A 19,959-nucleotide genomic window follows, 5' to 3' on the forward strand; every position below is an offset into this window, starting at 1 on the left:
CTTATTGAAATGAATTGATATCAGCATGTTTCTGAATCGATACACTATGGGTCAATAATTCTGTTTGGATTTCAACATACTCTTGAAGCGTAAATCTTTTGTGTAAAGCCCATCTTCTAAAACTCCACATCTGTCCCTGAACGAAAATGTTATGGGAGACGAGGCTGATCTGTTGCTTCGTCAAGTGAAGCTCCCCGTTCTTGACACAATTGGTGATGACCTTTTCGAACATGCCCACCATTTCGATTTCCTTGTTTAAAACGTATGGTAAGGCATCCTTGGTCAAGGCTTTCACCTCTTGATACATGACCAATACTTCATCCTGCATCTCATCCATTACCTGATAAAAATAGGCGATCGTCAGTTTCAGGCTATCTAGCGTCCCATCACTCTGTTCGATTTCCCTCTGAAGTTTCTCCCGGACCTCATCATAAATAAAGTCACAGACGAGATATAAAATGTCTTCCTTGGTCCGGATATACTCGTATAACGTACCGATACTAAAACCGGATGCTTTAGCAATCTCCCTTGTTGTCGTCCGGTGAAACCCCTTCTCTTTAAATAGGTTAACGGCACCTTTAATCATCTGCTTACGCCTTTTCTCGATCAGCCTCTCATCCTTGACAGACGCTTGAACTTCTCTTTTTTCCATTTCTTAAACCCCTTTTAGAAAGCTCACCCTTCACCTTCAGGGAGCCTTTCAGAAAAATGAAAAGGGTATTCCGGGAGGCGGAAGGGCCTCTCCGGAAAACCTGGTTTCAACTCTATTTAGTTATCATCCTTGAGATGACCAGTTTTTGAATTTCCTGCGTTCCCTCATAAATTTGGGTGATCTTTGCATCGCGCATAAAGCGTTCAACCGGGTAATCTTTTGTATATCCATACCCGCCAAACACTTGAACAGCCTCCGTTGTTACTTTCATGGCTGTGTCCCCGGCAAAAAGTTTCGACATGGCGGATTCCTTTCCATAAGGGAGGCCCACTGACTCCAGCCAAGCCGCTTGATACGTTAAGAGTCGAGAAGCCTCGACACCTGTCGCCATATCCGCCAATTTAAAACCGATTCCCTGCTGTGCAGAAATAGGTTTTCCAAACTGGACGCGTTCTTTTGCATAACCAACCGCCGCATCCAAGGCTCCTTGGGCAATACCGACTGCCTGAGCGGCAATTCCGTTACGTCCGCCATCAAGAGTCATCATCGCGATTTTGAACCCTTCGCCTTCTTTTCCCAAAAGATTTTCTTTTGGTACACGGCATTCATCAAAAATGATTTCAGTTGTCGGTGAAGAACGAATTCCGAGTTTTTTCTCTTTTTTACCTACACTGAAGCCTGGGAAATCCTTCTCGACAATAAAGGCACTTGTTCCTTTTTGTTTAGACTCCGGATCTGTCAATGCAAATACTACATACGTATCGGCGATACCACCGTTCGTGATGAATATCTTCGAACCATTGATGACGTATTCATCTCCTACAAGCTTGGCAGTTGTTCTCATGCCACCGGCATCAGACCCTGAGCTTGGTTCCGTCAAACCATATGCACCGATTTTTTCACCTTGAGCCATCGGGCGAAGGTATTTTTGTTTCTGTTCTTCCGAACCAAATTTATAGATCGGCCAACCAGCAAGGGATGTATGGGCCGAAAGTGTAACCCCTGTAGAGGCACATACACGGGATAGTTCTTCGATTGCGATACAATACGCAAGATAATCGCTTCCGATGCCACCGTATTCTTCTGGCCATGGAATTCCGGTCAGTCCAAGTTCAGCCATTTTATCAAAAATCTCACGGTCAAACCGTTCTTCTTCATCTCTTTCGGCTGCTGTTGGAGCCACTTCATTTTCAGCGAAATCACGCACCATTTTCCTGATCATTTCATGTTCTTCCGTTAATTTAAATTGCATATCCATGTCCCCCATCTTCTTGGTTTTAGAGATGTTTATTAATGACGATCCTTTGTATCTCACTGGTTCCTTCATAAATTTCCGTCACCTTGGCATCCCGGAAGTAACGTTCGACCGGGTATTCCGTTGTATACCCGTACCCTCCGTATACCTGAATGGCCTCAGTTGTCACTTCTACAGCCGTCTTCGATGAAAACAACTTTGCCATCGATGCCTCCTTGCCACAAGGTAACCCAAGCGACTGAAGATAGGTCGCTTGATAGACTAATAGCCTGGAAGCCTCGATGTTTGTGGCCATTTCGGCCAATTTGAAACCGATGCCTTGCTGCATGGCAATCGGTCTGCCGAATTGCACCCTGCTCTTTGCATACTCTACAGCATGTTTCATGGCGCCTTCGGCAATACCGAGGGCTTGAGAAGCAATGCCTATTCTTCCAACGTTCAGGTTGGCCATTGCAATTTTGAACCCTTCACCCTCGTTACCAAGGAGATTCTCAGCTGGTATTTTCATATCTTCAAAGGTTACCTGTACCGTACTGGAACCATGAAGTCCCATTTTCCGCTCATTTTTCCCGAAAATAAGGCCAGGTGTTCCTCTTTCTACGATAAAAGCAGAAATGCCCTTGCTTTTCTTACTCGGATCACTGGAAGCGAATACAATGTAAACATCTGCCTCCGCTCCATTTGTGATGAATACCTTTGAACCGTTCAGCCGGTAGGTGTCGCCTTCCTTTACGGCTTTTGTTTTCAAACTCGCAGCATCGGATCCTGAACTTTGTTCCGTCAAACAGAAGGCACCTAAGTATTCACCTGCAGCAAGCTTCGGGACAAACCTCTCTTTCTGTTCTTCCGTTCCGAAGTAAACGATTGGATTCGTGCCAACGGAAGTATGGACCGAAAGTATGACACCCAGAGTCGGGCTCACTTTAGAAATTTCATTGATGGCAATGATATAAGACATGAAATCCATCCCTGCTCCACCATATTGCTCTGGGATCGGGATACCCATCAGTCCAAGTTCACCCATTTTACGGAGGATCTTTTTGGGAAACTCCCCTCTTTCCATCGATTCTATATGGGGCTCTATCTCCTTTTCGGCAAAATCACGGACCATCTTGCGCATCATTTCCTGCTCTTCTGTGAATTGGAAATCCATCCCTACATTCCTCCCCTGATGCCCTTGCTCTACCTGAAGACTAACTGTATTCATAAAAACCACGTCCTGACTTCTTACCAAGCCAACCTGCTTTTACATATTTCCTTAATAACGGACATGGACGGTATTTGTCGTCCCCTAACCCATCATGGAGGGTTTCCATTATGTATAAACAAGTATCCAGGCCAATGAAGTCCGCGAGTGTAAGTGGTCCCATGGGATGATTCATACCTAACTTCATGACGTCATCGATCGCCTCTTTGGTTGCTACACCCTCGTATAGGGTATAAACCGCCTCATTGATCATTGGCATCAGTATCCGGTTCGCAACGAATCCAGGAAAATCATTCACTTCGACCGGGACCTTACTTAAGGACTTTGCCATTTCCTCAATTTCTTCATATACGTCGTCTGCTGTAGCAAGGCCACGGATGATCTCGACCAGCTTCATGACCGGAACCGGATTCATGAAATGCATGCCGATCACCTTCTCCGGCCTTTTTGTCGCAGCAGCTATTTCCGTAATGGGAAGCGATGACGTATTGGTCGCCAGTATGACATGCTTCGGGGCGATTTCATCCAATTGGGCAAAAAGCTTCGTTTTGATTTCCATATTTTCAATGGCTGCTTCAATGACCAAATCCACATCTTTCGCTTGATTCAAATCCGTTGATGCTGCCAACCGGGATAACGTTGCCTCTTTATCTTCAGCAGGCAGTTTTCCTTTTTCTACTTGTCGGGAAAGGTTCTTGGTAATCGTACCTAATCCCTTTTCTACATATTCTTCTTTCAAGTCATGCAATAGAACATCATAGCCGCTCATTGCGCATACCTGGGCAATACCAGAACCCATTTGCCCTGCACCAATGACCATCACCTTTTGAATGCCCATCCAAAATCCCTCCTTAGTTATCTAGCAATCTATTTTCCCTGCGTTGGCACTTCTATTAAAATGGCATCTCCCTGACCGCCGCCACTACAAATGGCTGCAATGCCCAATCCGCCGCCGCGACGTTTCAATTCATGCATAAGCGTGATGATGATGCGGGCTCCACTAGCCCCAATCGGATGTCCTAATGCTACGGCACCACCGTTTACATTTACTTTTTCAGGATTGACATTCGCAATCTTCCCACTGGCTAGGGCGACAGCGGCAAAGGCTTCATTGATTTCAAATAAATCTATGTCCTCGATGGATTTACCGGACTTTTTCAAGAGTTCATTGATGACCAAACCAGGTGTTTTTGGAAAGTCTTTGGCTTCCACAGCCACTTCTGCATGGCTCAAAATATAGGCAAAAGGCGTTACCCCTTCTTTTTCTGCACGTTCTTCACTCATTAAGACAAGGGCTCCCGCTCCGTCATTGACCCCTGGGGCATTTCCAGCCGTGATGGTCCCTTCGTTATTAAAGGCCGGACCTAATTTGGCCAGCTTCTCGGCCGATGTATCTTTTCTTGGGCCTTCATCATGCTCAATCGTCATAGGCGTTCCTTTTCTTACCGGAACCTCTACGGCAATGATCTCTTCAGCCAAAATACCGGCATCGATTGCCTTAATGGCCTTTTGGTGACTTTCATAAGCCCAGCTATCCTGCTGCTCACGCGTAAGCTCCAGTTCTGCAGCTGTACTGTTTCCATACGTCCCCATATGTACGCCTGTAAAGCTACAGCTAAGGCCATCCGAGATCATCGTATCCTTCAGCTGACCATCGCCCATCCGTAGTCCCCATCTCGCTTTCGGGAGAATGTATGGTGCGTTGCTCATCGATTCCATTCCACCAGCAACGATGATTTCTTCCTCCCCTAAGCGAATAATCTGATCTGCCAATGTCACGCTTCGAAGACCTGAGGCGCAAACTTTGTTTATCGTTTCCGTTTTCACTTCCCAAGGTAACCCTGCATTACGTGCTGCTTGCCGAGAAGGGATCTGCCCTTGCCCCGCTTGGAGCACATTCCCCATAATGACCTCGCCTACCTTGCTTCCATCAATCCCTGCCCGTTCAACCGCTTCTTTGATTGCTATTCCACCAAGCTGTGAGGCTGTCAAACTGCTGAGGCCCCCGCCGAACTTACCAAAAGGTGTTCTCACACCGCTAATGATCACTGTTTTCGTCATTATTCATTTCCTCCTCAGGTAAATTGATTGAACGCTCGCTCGATGTCCGTATAAAAAATTTTGAAAGCGCTTAATTCCATTTTACATATTTTTTACAAAAATTAAAATATTTAGTTTATATAAAAGAGAAATTGCCTGCTTCTAGTGAATGTATTCATTTAAAAGAAGCAGGCAATTCTATTTAACTTAAGACGCTACTGGCTTACTATCTCCCAGGATTGCCTTTTCGAGTAATTCGGCAACATCATACGTTTTCACATTCTCTTCGACTTCTTTTGCCTTCGTCCCGTCCGACAACATCGTCAAACAGTATGGGCAACCTGAGCTAATAACAGTTGGGTTTACTGCAAGAGCTTGTTCGGTACGAGAAACGTTAATTCGGTTACCCGTTTCCTCTTCCATCCACATCAAGCCGCCCCCAGCTCCACAGCACATTCCTTTTTCACGGTTACGTTCCATCTCGACAAGTTTGACGCCTTCAATGGATTGCAAGATTTCACGTGGTGGGCTGTATACATCGTTATATCTTCCCAAGTAACAGGAGTCATGGAAGGTAATCGTTTCATTGACCGGGAATTGCGGTACCAGTCTTCCTTCCTTAACAAGCTGAGCAAGTAATTCAGTGTGATGGTACACTTCCGCTTCCAGTCCAAAGTCCGGATATTCATTCTTGAAGATATTATATGCATGTGGATCGATGGTCACGATTTTTTGGATATCGTTTTTCTGGAATTCTTCGATATTTTTCATGGCCAGTTCTTGGAAAACAAACTCATTTCCTAGACGGCGTGGAGTATCGCCCGAATTTTTCTCCTTATTTCCTAAGATGGCAAATTTGACGCCAGCTTCATTCATTAATTTAGCAAAAGAAAGGGCGATTTTTTGGCTTCGGTTATCATACGACCCCATCGAGCCTACCCAGAATAAATATTCAAATTCCTCATCCGCTTTTTTCATTTCCTTGACGGTTGGGATGACAACGTCGTCACGTAAACCTATCCAGTCTTCTCTTTCTTTACGGTTCAATCCCCAAGGATTACCTTGGCGTTCGATGTTTGTCATCGCACGTTGGGCATCGGGATCCAAACGACCTTCCGTCAGCACCAAGTAACGGCGCATATCAATGATTTTATCAACATGTTCATTCATGACCGGACATTGATCTTCACAGTTCCGGCACGTTGTACATGCCCATAGTTCCTCTTCCGTGATGACTTCCCCAATAAGGCTAGCGCTATAGGCCTCGGTTGCTGCTGCAGACTCCTGCGCCCCCTGCCCCGCACTCGCTAAAGCGATTTGGTTGCCCTTTGTATTTCCAAATACGAAAGACGGAACCCAAGGTTGCTTAGTCGTAACGGCTGCCCCTGTATTCGTTAAGTGATCACGCATTTTGATAATGATATCCATCGGCGATAGCATTTTCCCCGTACCTGTGGCCGGACACATATTCGTACAGCGACCACACTCTACGCAGGCATATAGGTCAATCATTTGATATTGCGTTAAGTCTTCGATATATTTGGCACCATAATATTGATTTCCTTCTTTATCCAAAATCTCTTCCTCTAAATCGACCGGCTTCAGCTTACCCGGATTATCCAAACGATTCAGGAATACATTAACGGGTCCAGCAATTAAATGAGCGTGCTTGGACTGCGGGATATAGACAAGGAACGATAATATGATGATTAAATGCAACCACCAAGCTACGTAAAACACGACAGTCGCTGCGGTCGGTCCGATCCAGTTGAATAAAAACGCAATGCTGGATGCTACGGGTTCTGACCACGTTGCATCATGACCGTGCCAAATCATTCCCATTCCATTACCTGTTAATACGGTAACCATGATTCCGGTAATGAAAATGACGACCAACCCTGCTTTAAAATCTCTTTTCAATCGAACAAGCTTCTCAACATAACGGCGGTATGCTGCCCATAAGATTGCAGCAAGAACCGTGAGTGTCACGGCTTCCTGAAAGAAAGTGAACGCCGGGTATACCGGACCAAATGGTAAATGCCATCCTGGCTTTAACCCTTTGATAAAAAAGTCAATGGCTCCAAATTGTACTAAGATGAAACCATAAAATAACATGGAGTGTATGATCCCGCTCTTCTTGTCTTTAAAGAGCTTCTTTTGTCCGAATACATAAACCCCAATTTTAACCAGCCGTTCTTTGACGCGATTATCGAATTCCACCTTTTTGCCAAGCTTTATATAGGCCATTCGAGTCCTGATTAAATAGACAAATAATCCAGCAGCGTAAGCGGTTACAAGTAAAAATGCAATTAAGTTAATCCACAGCAGGCCATTCATTTCCATTGCATGCGTTCCCCCTTTTATATATTCGTGAATCGTGTAAAAATGCCAGATCACCACTTTAAAATTATAGAAAAAATGGCATTTTCCTGAAATTTGATTATCTCCATTATATAATGAATGAGCATTCAGTCAACTTTTTTCTTTGTAAATATTGTTATTTTTCTACACCCACTAGTAAAGTTCGACAATTCCGTCAATTACCCTTCTTATTTTTTAAAAAAATCCACTTTCTCTTGTACTTAATTAATGGTTACAAATAGGTTGTTTGAGTCAAACTAACTTAAACCATTAAGGGGGGGATCGTGTTGAAGGTGTTCGTTACGTTTTTTTCTATATTAATGTTAATCCTCACTTGGTGCTGGGTTGATTTCAAATTAGGCTATAAGCAGCAGGTAAAGCGGGCAACGAACATCACTTTCCCGCCCCGTAAAAGTGAAATGACCGTCTTTACATCAGGGAAAATCCTATTCGAAGATTTCCTGAAAGAAATTGAACGGGCCCAGGAGTCCATACATATTCTTTTTTATATCGTGAAAGAGGATCAATTTAGCAATGACTTTTTGAAGTTGCTTCAAAAAAAGGCAGAATCGGGTGTGGAGGTGAGGCTGTTGGTAGATAGGGTCGGAGGTAAAAAAATGTCCCGGCAGTCCATTCAAGAATTAAAGAAAAGCAATGTTCACTTTTCATATAGCTTTAAACCGAAGACCCCTTTCCTTTTCTATTCCACGCAAAGAAGAAATCACCGGAAAATCACCGTCATTGACGGAAGGATTGGGTATCTGGGCGGTTTTAATATTGGGAAGGAATATATTAATCAAGGAGAAAAGCTAAACCCTTGGCGTGATTACCACCTGAAAATCACGGGGGAAGGAGTGAAGGATTTACAGGAAGTTTTCCTTTCTGATTGGTTTTATGATACAAAAGAAGATTTCAGGGGGACTCCCGCCTATTTTCCTGAATTAGTTCCTGGCTCACAAGCTCAACAGTTCATCGTGACTAATGGAAGCGACCTTGAACAAACTCTGATAAACCTGATTCAAAAAGCTGATACGGAAATTATTATTGGGACACCCTACTTCATCCCAAGCCATAAATTGTTTGAAGCATTAAGGGAAGCCCTTTCCAGAAAGGTAGCGGTCACCGTCATCGTTCCGGACGTTTCGGACCATGCCCTAGTTAAAGAGGCATCATTCCGCTACTTTAGAATTTTATTAAGAGAAGGCGCCTCCATCATGCAATTTCAGAGAGGGTTCTACCATTCTAAAGTGATCTTGATCGATGATATTATGTGTGATATCGGTACGGCAAACTTTGATAAACGGAGTTTATTCCTGAATAGCGAAATCAATTGTTTAATATATGACCGCCGCTGCATAGAAGATGTGAAGGATGAATTGGCGATCGACATTGCTGAATCTAACCCAATAGCGGAAAAGACACTCTCCTCCCCTAATATCTTACGTTCAGCAAAAGAATCACTAGCTGCCATCCTTTCCCCTTTTCTTTAAAAATCGGGTAATGGGAGAGAAGAAAATGAAAATACGATTCGGATTTGTTTCCAATGCAACCTGTCTTTGGGAGGCCTCCCCTGCAAAGACCCTGACCTTCAAACGATATAACGAGCTTGGTCAGGAAGAAGGAAGGCAAAAGCTATTGGAGGTGACCAAACAAAATATCGAGAACACATTGCGGGTCCTTCAGTATAATACGGCCCATCAGGTCGAGCTTTACCGACTTTCCAGTTCCATCGTGCCCTTGGCGACTCACCCGGACGTAAAATGGGATTTTGTCACCCCTTTTGCAAAAGAATGGGAAAAACTTGGGGATTGGGTATTGGCGAACAACATGCGGGTCAGCTTTCATCCGAACCAATTTACGCTTTTCACTAGCCCGAAACCAAGCATTACTGAAAATGCCGTGAAGGATATGGAATTTCACTATAAAATGCTTCAAGCGATGGGCATTGCAGACCAATCCTTCATCAATATCCATATTGGCGGCGCCTACGGTGATAAAGATTCAGCAATCATTCGCTTTCATGACAACCTCAGGTCGCTCCCTGAACATGTAAAAGCAAGGATGACCCTGGAGAATGATGATAAAACCTATACAGCTTCCGAAACGTTACGTGTATGTAAGCGGGAAGGCATTCCTTTCGTCTTTGATTATCATCACCATCTTGCCAATCTATCCGTGGAGCCGCTTAACGAGCTACTCACCGATGTCTACACTACATGGGAAGACAGCAATTCGGTCCCTACAATCCATATTTCTTCCCCAAAGTCAGCCAGTGCGTTTCGTTCACATGCCGATTATATTGATATAGCCTTCATTATGCCCCTCCTAAAAGCACTCACGGAGTTGGGGAAGGATGTTGATTTCATGATTGAAGCAAAAATGAAGGATCAGGCGATGCTGAAATTGATTGAAGAGATGTCTAGAATCCGTGGAGTGAAAAGAGTAAGCGGGGGATCTGTTTTCATTAAATAAAAAAGCGGCCGTTTCACGGGAAACGACCGCTTTTTCTTATTACATTTTTTCCGGTGCAGAAACGCCGATTAGTGCCAGTGCGTTTCTCAACGTAATTTGAACCGATTTCACTAGAGCAAGACGAGCTTTACTTCTATCCATTTTCTCACTATCCAATACTTTATCCGCATTGTAGAAGCTGTGGAATGTAGAAGCCAGGTCGAAAATATAATTCGTCATGCGGTGCGGCATCCGTTTTTCGGCCGCTTCCGCGATTGCCTGTGGGAATTCCCCTAATTTCTTCAATAGCTCGAATTCCTTCTCCGTAGAAAGAGCAGTAAAATCAGTGATGCCTTCATAGCTAATCCCTTGTTCCACACCTTGACGCAAGATGCTTGAAATACGGGCATGAGCATATTGTGAATAATAGACCGGGTTATCATTGGATTGTGATACAGCTAGATCAAGGTCAAAGTCCATATGTGTGTCCGCACTTCTCATGGCAAAGAAATACCGTGTGGCATCCAGGCCGACCATTTCAATCAAGTCGCGCATCGTTACCGCTTTACCGGTACGCTTGCTCATTTTCATTTTCTCGCCATCTTTGAATAGATGAACAAGCTGAATGATTTCCACTTCAAGCTGCTCACGATTATAGCCTAACGCTTCGATTGCCGCTTTCATACGTGGAATATAACCATGGTGATCCGCTCCCCAAATATTGATGAGGGTGTCGAATCCACGCTCCAATTTATTGCGGTGGTACGCAATATCCGGTGTCAGGTATGTGTAGGAGCCATCCTTTTTGATAAGAACGCGGTCCTTATCATCGCCAAGTTCTGTTGAACGGAACCAAGTTGCCCCGTCTTCTTCATAAACATGGCCTCTCTCCTTCAGAACGCTTAGTGCTTCGTCGATTTTCCCATTTTGATAAAGGGACGTTTCCGAGAACCACACATCAAAACCGACACGGAAATTTTCCAAGTCCGTTTTCAGCTTAGCCATTTCACATTTCAATCCGTACTTACGGAAAAAGTCATAACGTTCTTTTTCATCGACGTTAACATACTTATCTCCATATTCCTTCGCAAGCGTTTTACCAATCCCGATAATATCTTCGCCGCGGTAACCGTCTTCAGGCATTTCTTTATCAAGGCCAAGTGCTTGGAAGTACCGTGCTTCGATTGAAATTGCCAAGTTATTGATTTGGTTACCTGCATCATTGATATAGTATTCGCGCGAAACGTCATATCCCGCTTTTGATAGAACATTACATAACGTGTCACCAACAGCAGCACCACGCGCATGACCAAGGTGAAGGTCACCAGTCGGGTTTGCGGATACGAACTCCACCTGGATTTTTTCGCCTTTACCATAATCGCTTTCCCCATAGGCTTCATCTGCTTTCAGAATCACTGGAACCAACTCTGTCAGATAAGCATTATCCATGTAAAAGTTTATGAATCCCGGGCCTGCGATTTCAATTTTTTCAATGGATGCCTTGGACTGGTCAAAGTTTTCGATGATCGCTTCAGCAATCATTTTCGGTGCTTTTTTTGCGATTTTCGTTAATTGCATTGCCATATTCGTGGAGTAATCTCCGTGTGTCTTATCTTTTGGAAGTTCCAACACTACTTGGGGAACCTGTTCTTCCGTTGCCAGACCAGCTTTAATAACCGCATTTTTAATTTCCTGTTTCAGTTTTGCCTGTACCTCATTTACTATATTCATGTTCTAAGCTTCCTCCTTGTAGGAAATCGTCATTTCATATTGCCCGGGTTCGCTTCCCTGCATATGTAGTGCATAGCGAAGGATCAGTTTCCCTTCCTTTTTCTTTTCATCCCATTGATGCTGAATTTTCTTTGTGGTCGTCGATAGCCCCAACCTGCCATATATACTTTCATAATGTCCATTTGTCGCTTCCTGCAAGCGGAAAAGCTGTCTCATTTTAACGGCACCGTTCCTAAGCAGAATCGTTTCGTTCGTTTTATGCTTGATGGTTGTCTGCGTTTTGCCGGCTTCATTTTCCTCTGCATATTGCAAATACAAATCGGATCCTTTATACATCCTTGTACCAAAAGTGACAAGCTCATACGTTTCCGTTTCAGAGCCATGCCTGATTTTTGTCTGCAATGTCACTTTAACATTCTGCTTATCTATATCATGAAGAGTCAAAGCTACACTTCCTTCATCATCTCGTTCTTAACTTTATAAGTATAAATATTCTTCAATGAAGTTTCAACTTGGAGCGGAAAATAAAGTTTCATATCTTGTCTTAGTATGCAATTCATTTGAATGTAACGCAAGACAAGCTCTTAATTACGAAGGGAAAGCGATGATATTTCCCGAATACATACAAAAAAGGCCATTCCCGCTAAAATGCAGGAACAGCCTCCCCTATCATATTTAACCCTTTTGAACCCAACCAAGAATCATTTCACGAATCAGCTTGCTTGCCGTATTCGCCGTTTGTTCAGATGGATCATAAATCGGGGCCACTTCTACTAAATCACAGCCAACCACATTCACTTCTGAACGGGCTATCTCGTGGATCGAAGCTAAAAGCTCTTTGGACGTAATACCACCGCAGTCGACGGTCCCTGTACCCGGCGCATGCGCAGGGTCAAGCACGTCGATGTCTATCGTCACATAAACCGGACGACCCGCTAATTGCGGCAATACTTCCTTCAGGGGCTCAAGCACTTCAAACTTAGAGATGTGCATGCCATTTTCCCTTGCCCATTGAAATTCTTCCTTTAGCCCGGAACGGATTCCAAATGAATAAACATTACTTGGCCCGATAAGCTCTGCTGATTTTCGGATGATGGAAGCATGGGAAAGTGGCTCTCCTTCATAATCCTCCCGCAAATCTGTATGGGCGTCCATATGGATAATGGCCATATCGGGGTACTTTTTAAACATGGCTTTTATGACAGGCCATGTAACAAGGTGTTCTCCCCCCATGCCCAATGGGAATTTACCGGCATCAAGCACACCGTCTACAAATTCTTCAATCATATCGATACTGCGTTGCGGATTACCGAAAGGCAATGGGATATCCCCAGCATCATAGAATTTCACTTCTTCCAATTCACGGTCTAAGTATGGGCTGTATTCTTCCAAGCCGATTGAAACTTCACGAATCCTTGTTGGTCCAAAACGGGAACCCGGACGGAAGCTGACTGTCCAGTCCATCGGCATACCATAAAGCACCGCTTCGGATTCCTCGAAGTCCGGATGGCTTTTAATGAATACATTGCCTGAGTACGCTTCATCGAATCGCATGTTCATGCCCCCTTATTTCACTAAATCTTGAACGAATTTAGGCAGGACGAAAGCTGCTTTATGAAGTTCTTTTGTATAGTATTTTGTTTCTATATCGTGGAAACGCTCGTCTGAAACGTCAAGCGGATTATATTTTTTAGAACCGATCGTGAATGCCCACAGCCCACTTGGATACGTCGGGATATTGGCTAAATAAAGGCTTGTGATCGGGAATATTTCTTTCACGTCGCGCTGTACATCACGGATTAAGTCTGATTTAAACCAAGGGTTGTCCGATTGGGCAACGAAGATTCCGTCTTCTTTCAAAGCCTTGGAGATGCCGGCATAAAAGCCTTTGGTAAATAGATTTACGGCAGGACCCACTGGTTCGGTGGAGTCCACAAGAATCACATCGAATTCATTTTCACTCTTCGCGATGTGCATAAAGCCATCCCCTACTTGCACATCGACACGTGGATCTTCTAGCATGCCTGCAATTTCAGGTAAATACTTCTTGGAGTATTCGATGACCTTTCCATCAATATCAACCAGTGTAGCTTTTTTTACGCTTGGATGCTTAAGAACTTCACGGATAACTCCGCCGTCTCCTCCTCCTACGACCAAAACATTTTCTGGATTAGGATGTGTAAATAAAGGAACATGGGCTACCATCTCGTGGTAAACGAACTCATCGCGTTGGGATGTCATCACCATGTCATCCAACAAAAGCATATTTCCCCATTCTTCAGTTTCAATCATATCCAACTTTTGAAACTCCGTTTGTTCCGTATGTAAAGTACGATTCACTTTCATCGTAATACCAAAATTCTCTGTTTGTTTCTCAGTAAACCAAATGCTCATTTATTAACGCTTCCTTTCCAAAATCTTATAGTCTTTCAACTAATTGGCCGATATTCGGTATACCCATTAGCTAGAAAAAGTATAGACGAATCTACCAGAAATGCAAGATAAATATTACAATTCCACTTCTTATGTTTAAAAATATCTTTTTTTTCCATAATAGTAATAGATTCTTTTTTTTAAAATAAGAGAGGTGAAAGCAATGGAGCTCATTCCAAGCGAACGTTTTAAAAGGACAACTAAATATGTGCGGGCTTTCATCATTTTTGCCACAATAGGTCTCATCATTCTCTTTGTCTTGCTTCTCTCTTTACTGATGTATGCAAAAATACTAGGCCCGCCGCCTTTGGCTGTACCTCAATCGACGCTGTATTATAGCCATGACGGAAATGTGATCGGAGAATCCGATAATGGTCAAAAGCGCTACTGGGTCGGGCTGGAATCGATTTCACCCGAACTAGTCAAGGCAACAGTCGCAGTAGAAGATCGCCAATTTTACACCCATAAGGGCTTTGATATAAAACGGATCGGTGGCGCCATTCTTGCTGATGTCCGTGCCATGTCCAAGGTTCAAGGGGCAAGTACGATCACCCAGCAATATGCCCGGAATCTCTTTCTTGACCATGATAAGACGTGGTCGCGTAAGCTCAATGAAGCGTTCTATACAATACGCCTGGAAATGAATTACTCAAAAAAAGACATTCTAGAAGGCTATTTAAATACGATTTACTATGGCCATGGCGCCTATGGGGCACAAGCTGCAAGCCAATATTACTTCGGTAAGGATGCCAAGGATTTGACGCTTCCGGAGGCAAGCATGCTAGCCGGAATCCCAAAGGGGCCATCCAACTATTCGCCTTTGGACAACCTGGATAAGGCCAAATCAAGGCAAAAGGTCGTCCTGCATGCCATGCAAACCAAAGACTATATTTCAAAAGCTGATACGGATGAAGCCCTCCAGGCATCCCTTTCTTTAAATGGCGAACATGGTACTGTAACCAAGAAAATGGCTCCTTACTTCCAGGATGCCGTCAAACAGGCCCTAAAAACGCAACTTCATTTAGATGACCGGACAATCGAGCTCGGGGGCTTAAAGGTTTATACCACATTGGATGAAAATCAACAGCGCATCGCAGAGGAGTCCCTCTCCACTGTCATACCCGAACAGGCTAGCATCCAAGCATCACTGGTGGCCATGGATCCCAGGACCGGGGAAGTCCGCGCACTCGTCGGGGGCACTGACTACACAGCTTCACCATTCAACCGTGTCACACAGGCCCTACGCCAGCCAGGATCGACAATAAAGCCGCTTCTATACTATTCAGCACTAGAAAACGGGTTTACACCGTCAACCACTTTAAAAAGTGAGGCCACAACCTTTACCTTTGATGATGGCCATACTTCATATAAGCCGCATAACTATAACTATCAGTATGCGAATGATGAGATAACGATGGCACAGGCCATTGCTTTATCCGATAACATTTATGCCGTGAAGACCCATCTATTTCTCGGCGAACAGGCATTGGTTGATGCGGCTCGTCGTTTTGGCATCACTTCCAAAATGGATGCGGTCCCTTCCCTTGCACTTGGCACATCCAATGTGAGGCCCATTGAAATGGTCAATGCGTACGGAATCCTGGCTAATGGCGGCAAAAAAGTAGAGCCTACATTCATCACCAAGGTGGAAGACCGAAAAGGTGAAGTCATCTTCGAACGATCCCAGAAAGGTGAACAGATTCTGGATAAGGATAAGGCATTTGTCATGACTGAAATGCTTACCGGGGTTTTTGACGAAACGCTAAACGGCTACACGAAGGTGACAGGGAGCACGATCAGTTCCCAATTGACGCACCGCGTCGCAGGGAAGTCGGGTTCCACTTCCACCGACAGCTGGATGGTCGGTTATACACCTCAACTGGTTGCAGGTGTATGGACTGGCTACGATCAAGGGAAAAAGATAGAAATCCCCGCCGAAAAAAGTTATGCGAAAAAAATATGGGCATCCTATATGGAGAAGGGTTTGAAAGGGCAACCTTCCAAACCCTTTAAGGAAACGGGTAATGTAATCGGTGTACATGTCAATCCAGCAAGCGGCAAACTTGCAACAGATGCCTGCCCCGTCTCCAGATTAACTTACTATGTAAAAGGAACCGAACCCGTGGAATACTGTGAAGAGCACTTCAAGCAAAAGAACACCAAAAGTGCTCCGAAGGACGGGAAACATAAAAACCCCTGGTATAAAAAAATCTTAAAACCTTGGGGATAACGAAAAACCCCGAAGCCGGTAGCGGCTTCGGGGTTTTTCTGTCCTAGTTCCACAGTGTCTAAACTGCTGTCTCTAAGTTTACTGATTTTATTCGCTTCGTACAAGTGATTTTTTTACTAAACTTCACATTTCATACAATAATACACATTTAAACCATCAAAGACCGTTTAAGCTCATCGGATGAACGCTCCCACATTCCTGCATCGTGGTTTTTCAGGAACTCGGCAAGGATGCTTTTTGATTTATCGTCCATATCCTCGACGATGATATGGCGTTTCAAGGATTTATCCATCCGGTTAACATGTTCCGGCAAGGATTTGTACCCACGTCTGATTGAGCGGTCCACCGTCATCTCACAAGCGGTCACCCCGGCATAGTACGGACCATTTTGCAGGGCTTCAATCGTTACCCAAACAAGCCAGTAGGGTTTCCCATTTGGCACTTCCTCTTTTGTCTTTAGAAACTTGATTCCTTTTTCCACAGCACTTCTTGCATGCATCGCGCCGATGTCGACTTCCGCTTCACCAGCATCCACATCAATGATGACCGGTGAAATATTGTCGAGCGTTAAAACACCAGCGCCATATCCGCCATGGCCTTTCATCGGATCATTTTTAATAATATTGAAGCCTATCTTTTTCTTTGGTTGTTCTTCCATGTTAATAACCCCCTTCAGTTTCGTCATTTACTATATTAAAAAAACAAAAGACTTACAGTGTGTCCGAGATTGTCACGAACAAATGGTACAAGTTCATTCATAATCGGACTGATTGTATATTTACCCAACGGTGTGATGACTAAAATCAGGAAAATCAAGGATCCGTATTGCTCATACTGAGTCATTTTCGCACGCATTTCCACCGAAACCAAATCTTCTACGATCCGATACCCATCAAGAGGTGGCAGTGGTATCAAATTGAATACGAACAGTACGATATTTAAGTGAATCAACATCGTAAAGAAAGGTTCCACGAAGAATGGCATGTCGTAAGGTCCCAGCCCTGAAGCGAGTAACCCGTACCAGATTAAATAGCCTATCGTCGCCACAAGAAGATTGCTGAGCGTACCTGCAAAGGAAACCAGTATGCCAGCCAGTCTTGGATTCTTAAAATGAAACCGATTGACAGGGACAGGCCTTGCCCAACCAAATCCTACAATCAAAATCAGGAGCGTACCGATTGGATCCAAATGCTGTATGGGATTCAAGGTGACCCTTCCTTGATTCTTAGCTGTCGGATCCCCAAATTTATAGGCCACATAGGCATGGGAAAATTCATGAACCGTAAACGCGATCAAAAGAACGACAATCACGTAAGGAAGCCTATCCAAACTATAAGCCAAAAACTGTCCTAATTGATCCAATAGCTTCTCCCCCAATGTTTATTACCGTTAGTATACATGAAAATTTCAAGATGTGAAAAAACTCTGATTTCAGTATCTTGCAAATATTTCCCTAATGTGAAACACTACATCTATTAAAAAGAATGGGGGAATATGAAAATGCCATATGTAACAGTCAAGATGCTTGAAGGCCGTACCGAGGAGCAAAAAAAAGCATTGGTTGAAAAAGTAACAGCAGCTGTTTCAGAAACAACCGGTGCACCAGCCGAAGCTGTAACGATTTTCATCGAAGAAATGGCTAAAAACCACTTAGCCGTTGCCGGCGTTCGTAAAAGCGACCAATAAGAGGTTCATAATCGTAAAAGCTAAGCCATCAATTCGGCTTAGCTTTTCCTTGTAGCTTCTCTATATATTCATATGCATCATCTATTTCTTCAAGCGTATATTTTTGCTTGCTTTTCAGCGTGAAGATTTTTTCAATGACCTCTTCCTTTTCCAACGTATCAAAGTAAAGGACCGTTGAAACAAGTTCCAAAAACCGGGCATTTTGTTCATTCATATCCAATAAGCATGTATCAAGAGAAGGCATATCAACTTCCTGTATCGACAAGAAGTCTTTTCCCGCCTCCGTAATGGAATAGCAGTATTGATAATAGCCCGCCTTTTTCTCCTTCACTTCATTCAGGTACCCCATTGCGCAAAGTTCCTCTATTCGTAAAGTCAATTCCTCCGAGTACGGTCCGTAAAAGTGAAATTGAAATTTTTCATGAAAAGGAAAGGATAACTTCTTCGCTATATAAACAATTTTTTGCAGCTTTTTTCGACCTGAAATTTCACCTGCAGTTGAAATGGCATTGATAATGTTTGCATGATCCTTAAACAAGGCTCGTCACTCCTCACCCAAAATGTACCGCTTTAAATCGACAGCTCCAATAGCTGACGGATTTGTTTTTTTATATCTTTATTCGTTGATTCATCGCGCAGTAAATCTGCCGGGAAGTACAACTTATGATCCGTTCGTCTTTTTCCTGAAATGGCATCCACTATTTCGGATTCACGCGACAATTCCCGAAGTTCGCCATTCGTTTGCAGCAAATGGATTGGCAACCGCTCTTCTTCTTCGCCTGGACGATAAAAATCATAGGGAAGGTCCGAGGAGGAATCGACGACTAAATAATAATCAGGATTGATTCCCGCCTCAATGAATAGCGCCCTTAATTCCATTAGTTTATTCATTTGACTATTCGAAGGATGAAACTCAACATATTTAAAGAGTTTTCGATTCACGAAACGGATACATAAATCCCTTAAGATTGGATCCTCTTCTTCTTCCCAAGCCTCGAAATAGTAGAGCATCACGGATTCATCCATTTTCAAGTAATCTTCTAACGTGACATTGCCCTTGAACATTGAATAAAAGTGACGGGGTTCTTGGGCAAATTGGTAGTTGGTTTCGAATAAATACTTTGCCCTATGCAAAATTTTCGTTAGGATGACCTCGGCACTCCGTGTAACCGGGTGGAAGTAGACCTGCCAATACATTTGGTATCGACTCATAATATAGTCTTCCACCGCGTGCATCCCACTTTGCTTAATGACAGCATGCTCCTCACGCGGCCGCATCACCCGTAATAGCCGCTCCATATCAAAATGGCCGTAGCTTACTCCAGTGAAATAAGCGTCCCGTTGCAGATAATCCATCCTATCGGCATCAATTTGACTAGAAATCAAGCTGACTACTAATTTGCCTTTATACGTTTTGGCAATGACCTCCGCTACTTTTTTAGGAAAATCGGGTCCAACTTTGAGAAGGATTTCATTCACTTCCGTATGACCGATAATGATCTGTTGAGTGAACTGTTCATGGTCCAAATCAAAAACCTTTTCAAAAGAGTGAGAGAATGGGCCATGTCCTAAATCATGTAGCAAGGCCGCACACAGCGAAAGCAGCCTTTCCTCCGGTTTCCATTCCGGTCTCCCTTCAAAGACATCATCGACGATTCTTCGGACAATCTCATATACCCCAAGCGAATGGCTAAACCTACTATGTTCTGCACCATGAAAGGTAAGATAGGTCGTTCCTAGTTGCTTGATTCTGCGAAGACGCTGGAATTCTTTCGTGCCGATCAAATCCCAAATAACCCGGTCCCGAACGTGTATATACCGGTGTACTGGGTCTTTAAATACTTTTTCTTCTTGTAATTTTTCGCCAGAATATTCCATGGACTACCCTCATTTTCATAATCTCATTGCTTTTA

18 protein-coding genes are annotated in these 19,959 nt (G+C 43.7%); 4 read left to right on the top strand and 14 right to left on the bottom strand.

Annotation, left to right across the window (positions count from 1 at the left end):
• Window position 1 precedes the first annotated feature (1 nt).
• From ACQKL0_RS02130 to ACQKL0_RS02155, 6 genes are all read right to left on the bottom strand, one after another.
• Complete coding sequence (locus ACQKL0_RS02130) at window positions 2-652, bottom strand: TetR/AcrR family transcriptional regulator (protein ID WP_402990503.1); 651 nt, start codon at window positions 650-652, stop codon at window positions 2-4.
• 112 nt (window positions 653-764) lie between these two features.
• Window positions 765-1,904 carry an acyl-CoA dehydrogenase gene (locus ACQKL0_RS02135; RefSeq protein ID WP_402870258.1) on the bottom strand — a complete coding sequence of 380 codons (1,140 nt, stop codon included), beginning with the start codon at window positions 1,902-1,904 and terminating at the stop codon, window positions 765-767.
• Window positions 1,905-1,929: 25 nt separating this feature from the next.
• Complete coding sequence (locus ACQKL0_RS02140; RefSeq protein ID WP_427685946.1) at window positions 1,930-3,060, bottom strand: acyl-CoA dehydrogenase; 1,131 nt, start codon at window positions 3,058-3,060, stop codon at window positions 1,930-1,932.
• Between the two features lie 40 nt (window positions 3,061-3,100).
• The gene (locus ACQKL0_RS02145) at window positions 3,101-3,952 is read right to left on the bottom strand and encodes a 3-hydroxybutyryl-CoA dehydrogenase (RefSeq protein ID WP_427685948.1); all 852 of its coding nucleotides are present in this window, start codon (window positions 3,950-3,952) and stop codon (window positions 3,101-3,103) included.
• 29 nt (window positions 3,953-3,981) lie between these two features.
• Complete coding sequence (locus ACQKL0_RS02150; protein ID WP_402870253.1) at window positions 3,982-5,175, bottom strand: acetyl-CoA C-acetyltransferase; 1,194 nt, start codon at window positions 5,173-5,175, stop codon at window positions 3,982-3,984.
• 186 nt (window positions 5,176-5,361) lie between these two features.
• Window positions 5,362-7,491 carry a heterodisulfide reductase-related iron-sulfur binding cluster gene (locus tag ACQKL0_RS02155; RefSeq protein ID WP_427686052.1) on the bottom strand — a complete coding sequence of 710 codons (2,130 nt, stop codon included), beginning with the start codon at window positions 7,489-7,491 and terminating at the stop codon, window positions 5,362-5,364.
• 308 nt (window positions 7,492-7,799) lie between these two features.
• Here ACQKL0_RS02155 and cls point away from each other — a divergent pair, with 308 nt between their 5' ends.
• Both cls and uvsE read left to right on the top strand, forming a co-directional pair.
• Window positions 7,800-9,005 (top strand): cardiolipin synthase, encoded by a 1,206-nt coding sequence (gene cls / locus ACQKL0_RS02160; protein ID WP_403079716.1) that lies wholly within the window; start codon window positions 7,800-7,802, stop codon window positions 9,003-9,005.
• A 25-nt stretch (window positions 9,006-9,030) separates the two neighbouring features.
• A complete protein-coding gene (gene uvsE / locus ACQKL0_RS02165; protein ID WP_403079718.1) occupies window positions 9,031-9,987 on the top strand; it encodes a UV DNA damage repair endonuclease UvsE in 957 nt (318 codons plus the stop codon).
• Between the two features lie 39 nt (window positions 9,988-10,026).
• Here the strand turns inward: uvsE and argS are convergent, their stop codons facing one another.
• The 4 genes from argS to speE form a co-directional block, all read right to left on the bottom strand.
• On the bottom strand, window positions 10,027-11,697 hold the full coding sequence (gene argS / locus ACQKL0_RS02170) for an arginine--tRNA ligase (RefSeq protein WP_402954927.1): 1,671 nt from the start codon (window positions 11,695-11,697) through the stop codon (window positions 10,027-10,029).
• Window positions 11,698-11,700: 3 nt separating this feature from the next.
• Window positions 11,701-12,141, bottom strand: coding sequence for a DUF1934 domain-containing protein (locus tag ACQKL0_RS02175; RefSeq protein WP_402954930.1), 441 nt, complete (start codon window positions 12,139-12,141; stop codon window positions 11,701-11,703).
• A gap of 231 nt (window positions 12,142-12,372) precedes the next feature.
• Window positions 12,373-13,251 (bottom strand): agmatinase, encoded by an 879-nt coding sequence (gene speB, locus ACQKL0_RS02180; RefSeq protein ID WP_402870244.1) that lies wholly within the window; start codon window positions 13,249-13,251, stop codon window positions 12,373-12,375.
• 12 nt (window positions 13,252-13,263) lie between these two features.
• Window positions 13,264-14,091, bottom strand: coding sequence for a spermidine synthase (speE, locus tag ACQKL0_RS02185; protein ID WP_403079722.1), 828 nt, complete (start codon window positions 14,089-14,091; stop codon window positions 13,264-13,266).
• A gap of 202 nt (window positions 14,092-14,293) precedes the next feature.
• On the opposite strand from speE, the gene ACQKL0_RS02190 reads away from it, so the two are divergent.
• The gene (locus tag ACQKL0_RS02190) at window positions 14,294-16,360 is read left to right on the top strand and encodes a transglycosylase domain-containing protein (RefSeq protein WP_403079724.1); all 2,067 of its coding nucleotides are present in this window, start codon (window positions 14,294-14,296) and stop codon (window positions 16,358-16,360) included.
• A 148-nt stretch (window positions 16,361-16,508) separates the two neighbouring features.
• On the opposite strand, the gene ACQKL0_RS02195 is transcribed toward ACQKL0_RS02190, so the two are convergent.
• Both ACQKL0_RS02195 and ACQKL0_RS02200 read right to left on the bottom strand, forming a co-directional pair.
• Entirely contained in the window at window positions 16,509-17,018 is a 510-nt protein-coding gene (locus tag ACQKL0_RS02195; RefSeq protein WP_427685951.1) for a YwhD family protein, read from the bottom strand.
• Between the two features lie 35 nt (window positions 17,019-17,053).
• Window positions 17,054-17,722, bottom strand: coding sequence for a site-2 protease family protein (locus ACQKL0_RS02200; RefSeq protein WP_427685953.1), 669 nt, complete (start codon window positions 17,720-17,722; stop codon window positions 17,054-17,056).
• Window positions 17,723-17,860: 138 nt separating this feature from the next.
• Here ACQKL0_RS02200 and ACQKL0_RS02205 point away from each other — a divergent pair, with 138 nt between their 5' ends.
• Window positions 17,861-18,046: a 2-hydroxymuconate tautomerase gene (locus ACQKL0_RS02205; RefSeq protein ID WP_402870233.1), complete on the top strand. Its 186-nt coding sequence runs from the start codon at window positions 17,861-17,863 to the stop codon at window positions 18,044-18,046.
• A 28-nt stretch (window positions 18,047-18,074) separates the two neighbouring features.
• Here the strand turns inward: ACQKL0_RS02205 and ACQKL0_RS02210 are convergent, their stop codons facing one another.
• Window positions 18,075-18,584: a YwgA family protein gene (locus ACQKL0_RS02210; RefSeq protein WP_402870231.1), complete on the bottom strand. Its 510-nt coding sequence runs from the start codon at window positions 18,582-18,584 to the stop codon at window positions 18,075-18,077.
• Window positions 18,585-18,616: 32 nt separating this feature from the next.
• Window positions 18,617-19,924, bottom strand: coding sequence for an HD domain-containing protein (locus ACQKL0_RS02215; RefSeq protein ID WP_403079728.1), 1,308 nt, complete (start codon window positions 19,922-19,924; stop codon window positions 18,617-18,619).
• Window positions 19,925-19,959: the final 35 nt, after the last annotated feature.

Source organism: Peribacillus sp. NPDC097264, from assembly GCF_050277925.1.
In the GTDB taxonomy this organism is placed as follows: Bacteria; Bacillota; Bacilli; order Bacillales; family DSM-1321; genus Peribacillus.

What these genes read in the sequence shown, in the direction of transcription:
- ACQKL0_RS02155 (WP_427686052.1), bottom strand. Translation starts at nt 7,491, where the DNA reads ATGAATGGCCTGCTGTGGATTAACTTAATTGCATTTTTACTTGTAACC.
- ACQKL0_RS02130 (WP_402990503.1), bottom strand. Translation starts at nt 652, where the DNA reads ATGGAAAAAAGAGAAGTTCAAGCGTCTGTCAAGGATGAGAGGCTGATC.
- speB (WP_402870244.1), bottom strand. Translation starts at nt 13,251, where the DNA reads ATGCGATTCGATGAAGCGTACTCAGGCAATGTATTCATTAAAAGCCAT.
- ACQKL0_RS02140 (WP_427685946.1), bottom strand. Translation starts at nt 3,060, where the DNA reads ATGGATTTCCAATTCACAGAAGAGCAGGAAATGATGCGCAAGATGGTC.
- ACQKL0_RS02195 (WP_427685951.1), bottom strand. Translation starts at nt 17,018, where the DNA reads ATGGAAGAACAACCAAAGAAAAAGATAGGCTTCAATATTATTAAAAAT.
- ACQKL0_RS02205 (WP_402870233.1), top strand. Translation starts at nt 17,861, where the DNA reads ATGCCATATGTAACAGTCAAGATGCTTGAAGGCCGTACCGAGGAGCAA.
- ACQKL0_RS02150 (WP_402870253.1), bottom strand. Translation starts at nt 5,175, where the DNA reads ATGACGAAAACAGTGATCATTAGCGGTGTGAGAACACCTTTTGGTAAG.
- ACQKL0_RS02135 (WP_402870258.1), bottom strand. Translation starts at nt 1,904, where the DNA reads ATGCAATTTAAATTAACGGAAGAACATGAAATGATCAGGAAAATGGTG.
- ACQKL0_RS02190 (WP_403079724.1), top strand. Translation starts at nt 14,294, where the DNA reads ATGGAGCTCATTCCAAGCGAACGTTTTAAAAGGACAACTAAATATGTG.
- argS (WP_402954927.1), bottom strand. Translation starts at nt 11,697, where the DNA reads ATGAATATAGTAAATGAGGTACAGGCAAAACTGAAACAGGAAATTAAA.
- uvsE (WP_403079718.1), top strand. Translation starts at nt 9,031, where the DNA reads ATGAAAATACGATTCGGATTTGTTTCCAATGCAACCTGTCTTTGGGAG.
- ACQKL0_RS02215 (WP_403079728.1), bottom strand. Translation starts at nt 19,924, where the DNA reads ATGGAATATTCTGGCGAAAAATTACAAGAAGAAAAAGTATTTAAAGAC.
- ACQKL0_RS02145 (WP_427685948.1), bottom strand. Translation starts at nt 3,952, where the DNA reads ATGGGCATTCAAAAGGTGATGGTCATTGGTGCAGGGCAAATGGGTTCT.
- speE (WP_403079722.1), bottom strand. Translation starts at nt 14,091, where the DNA reads ATGAGCATTTGGTTTACTGAGAAACAAACAGAGAATTTTGGTATTACG.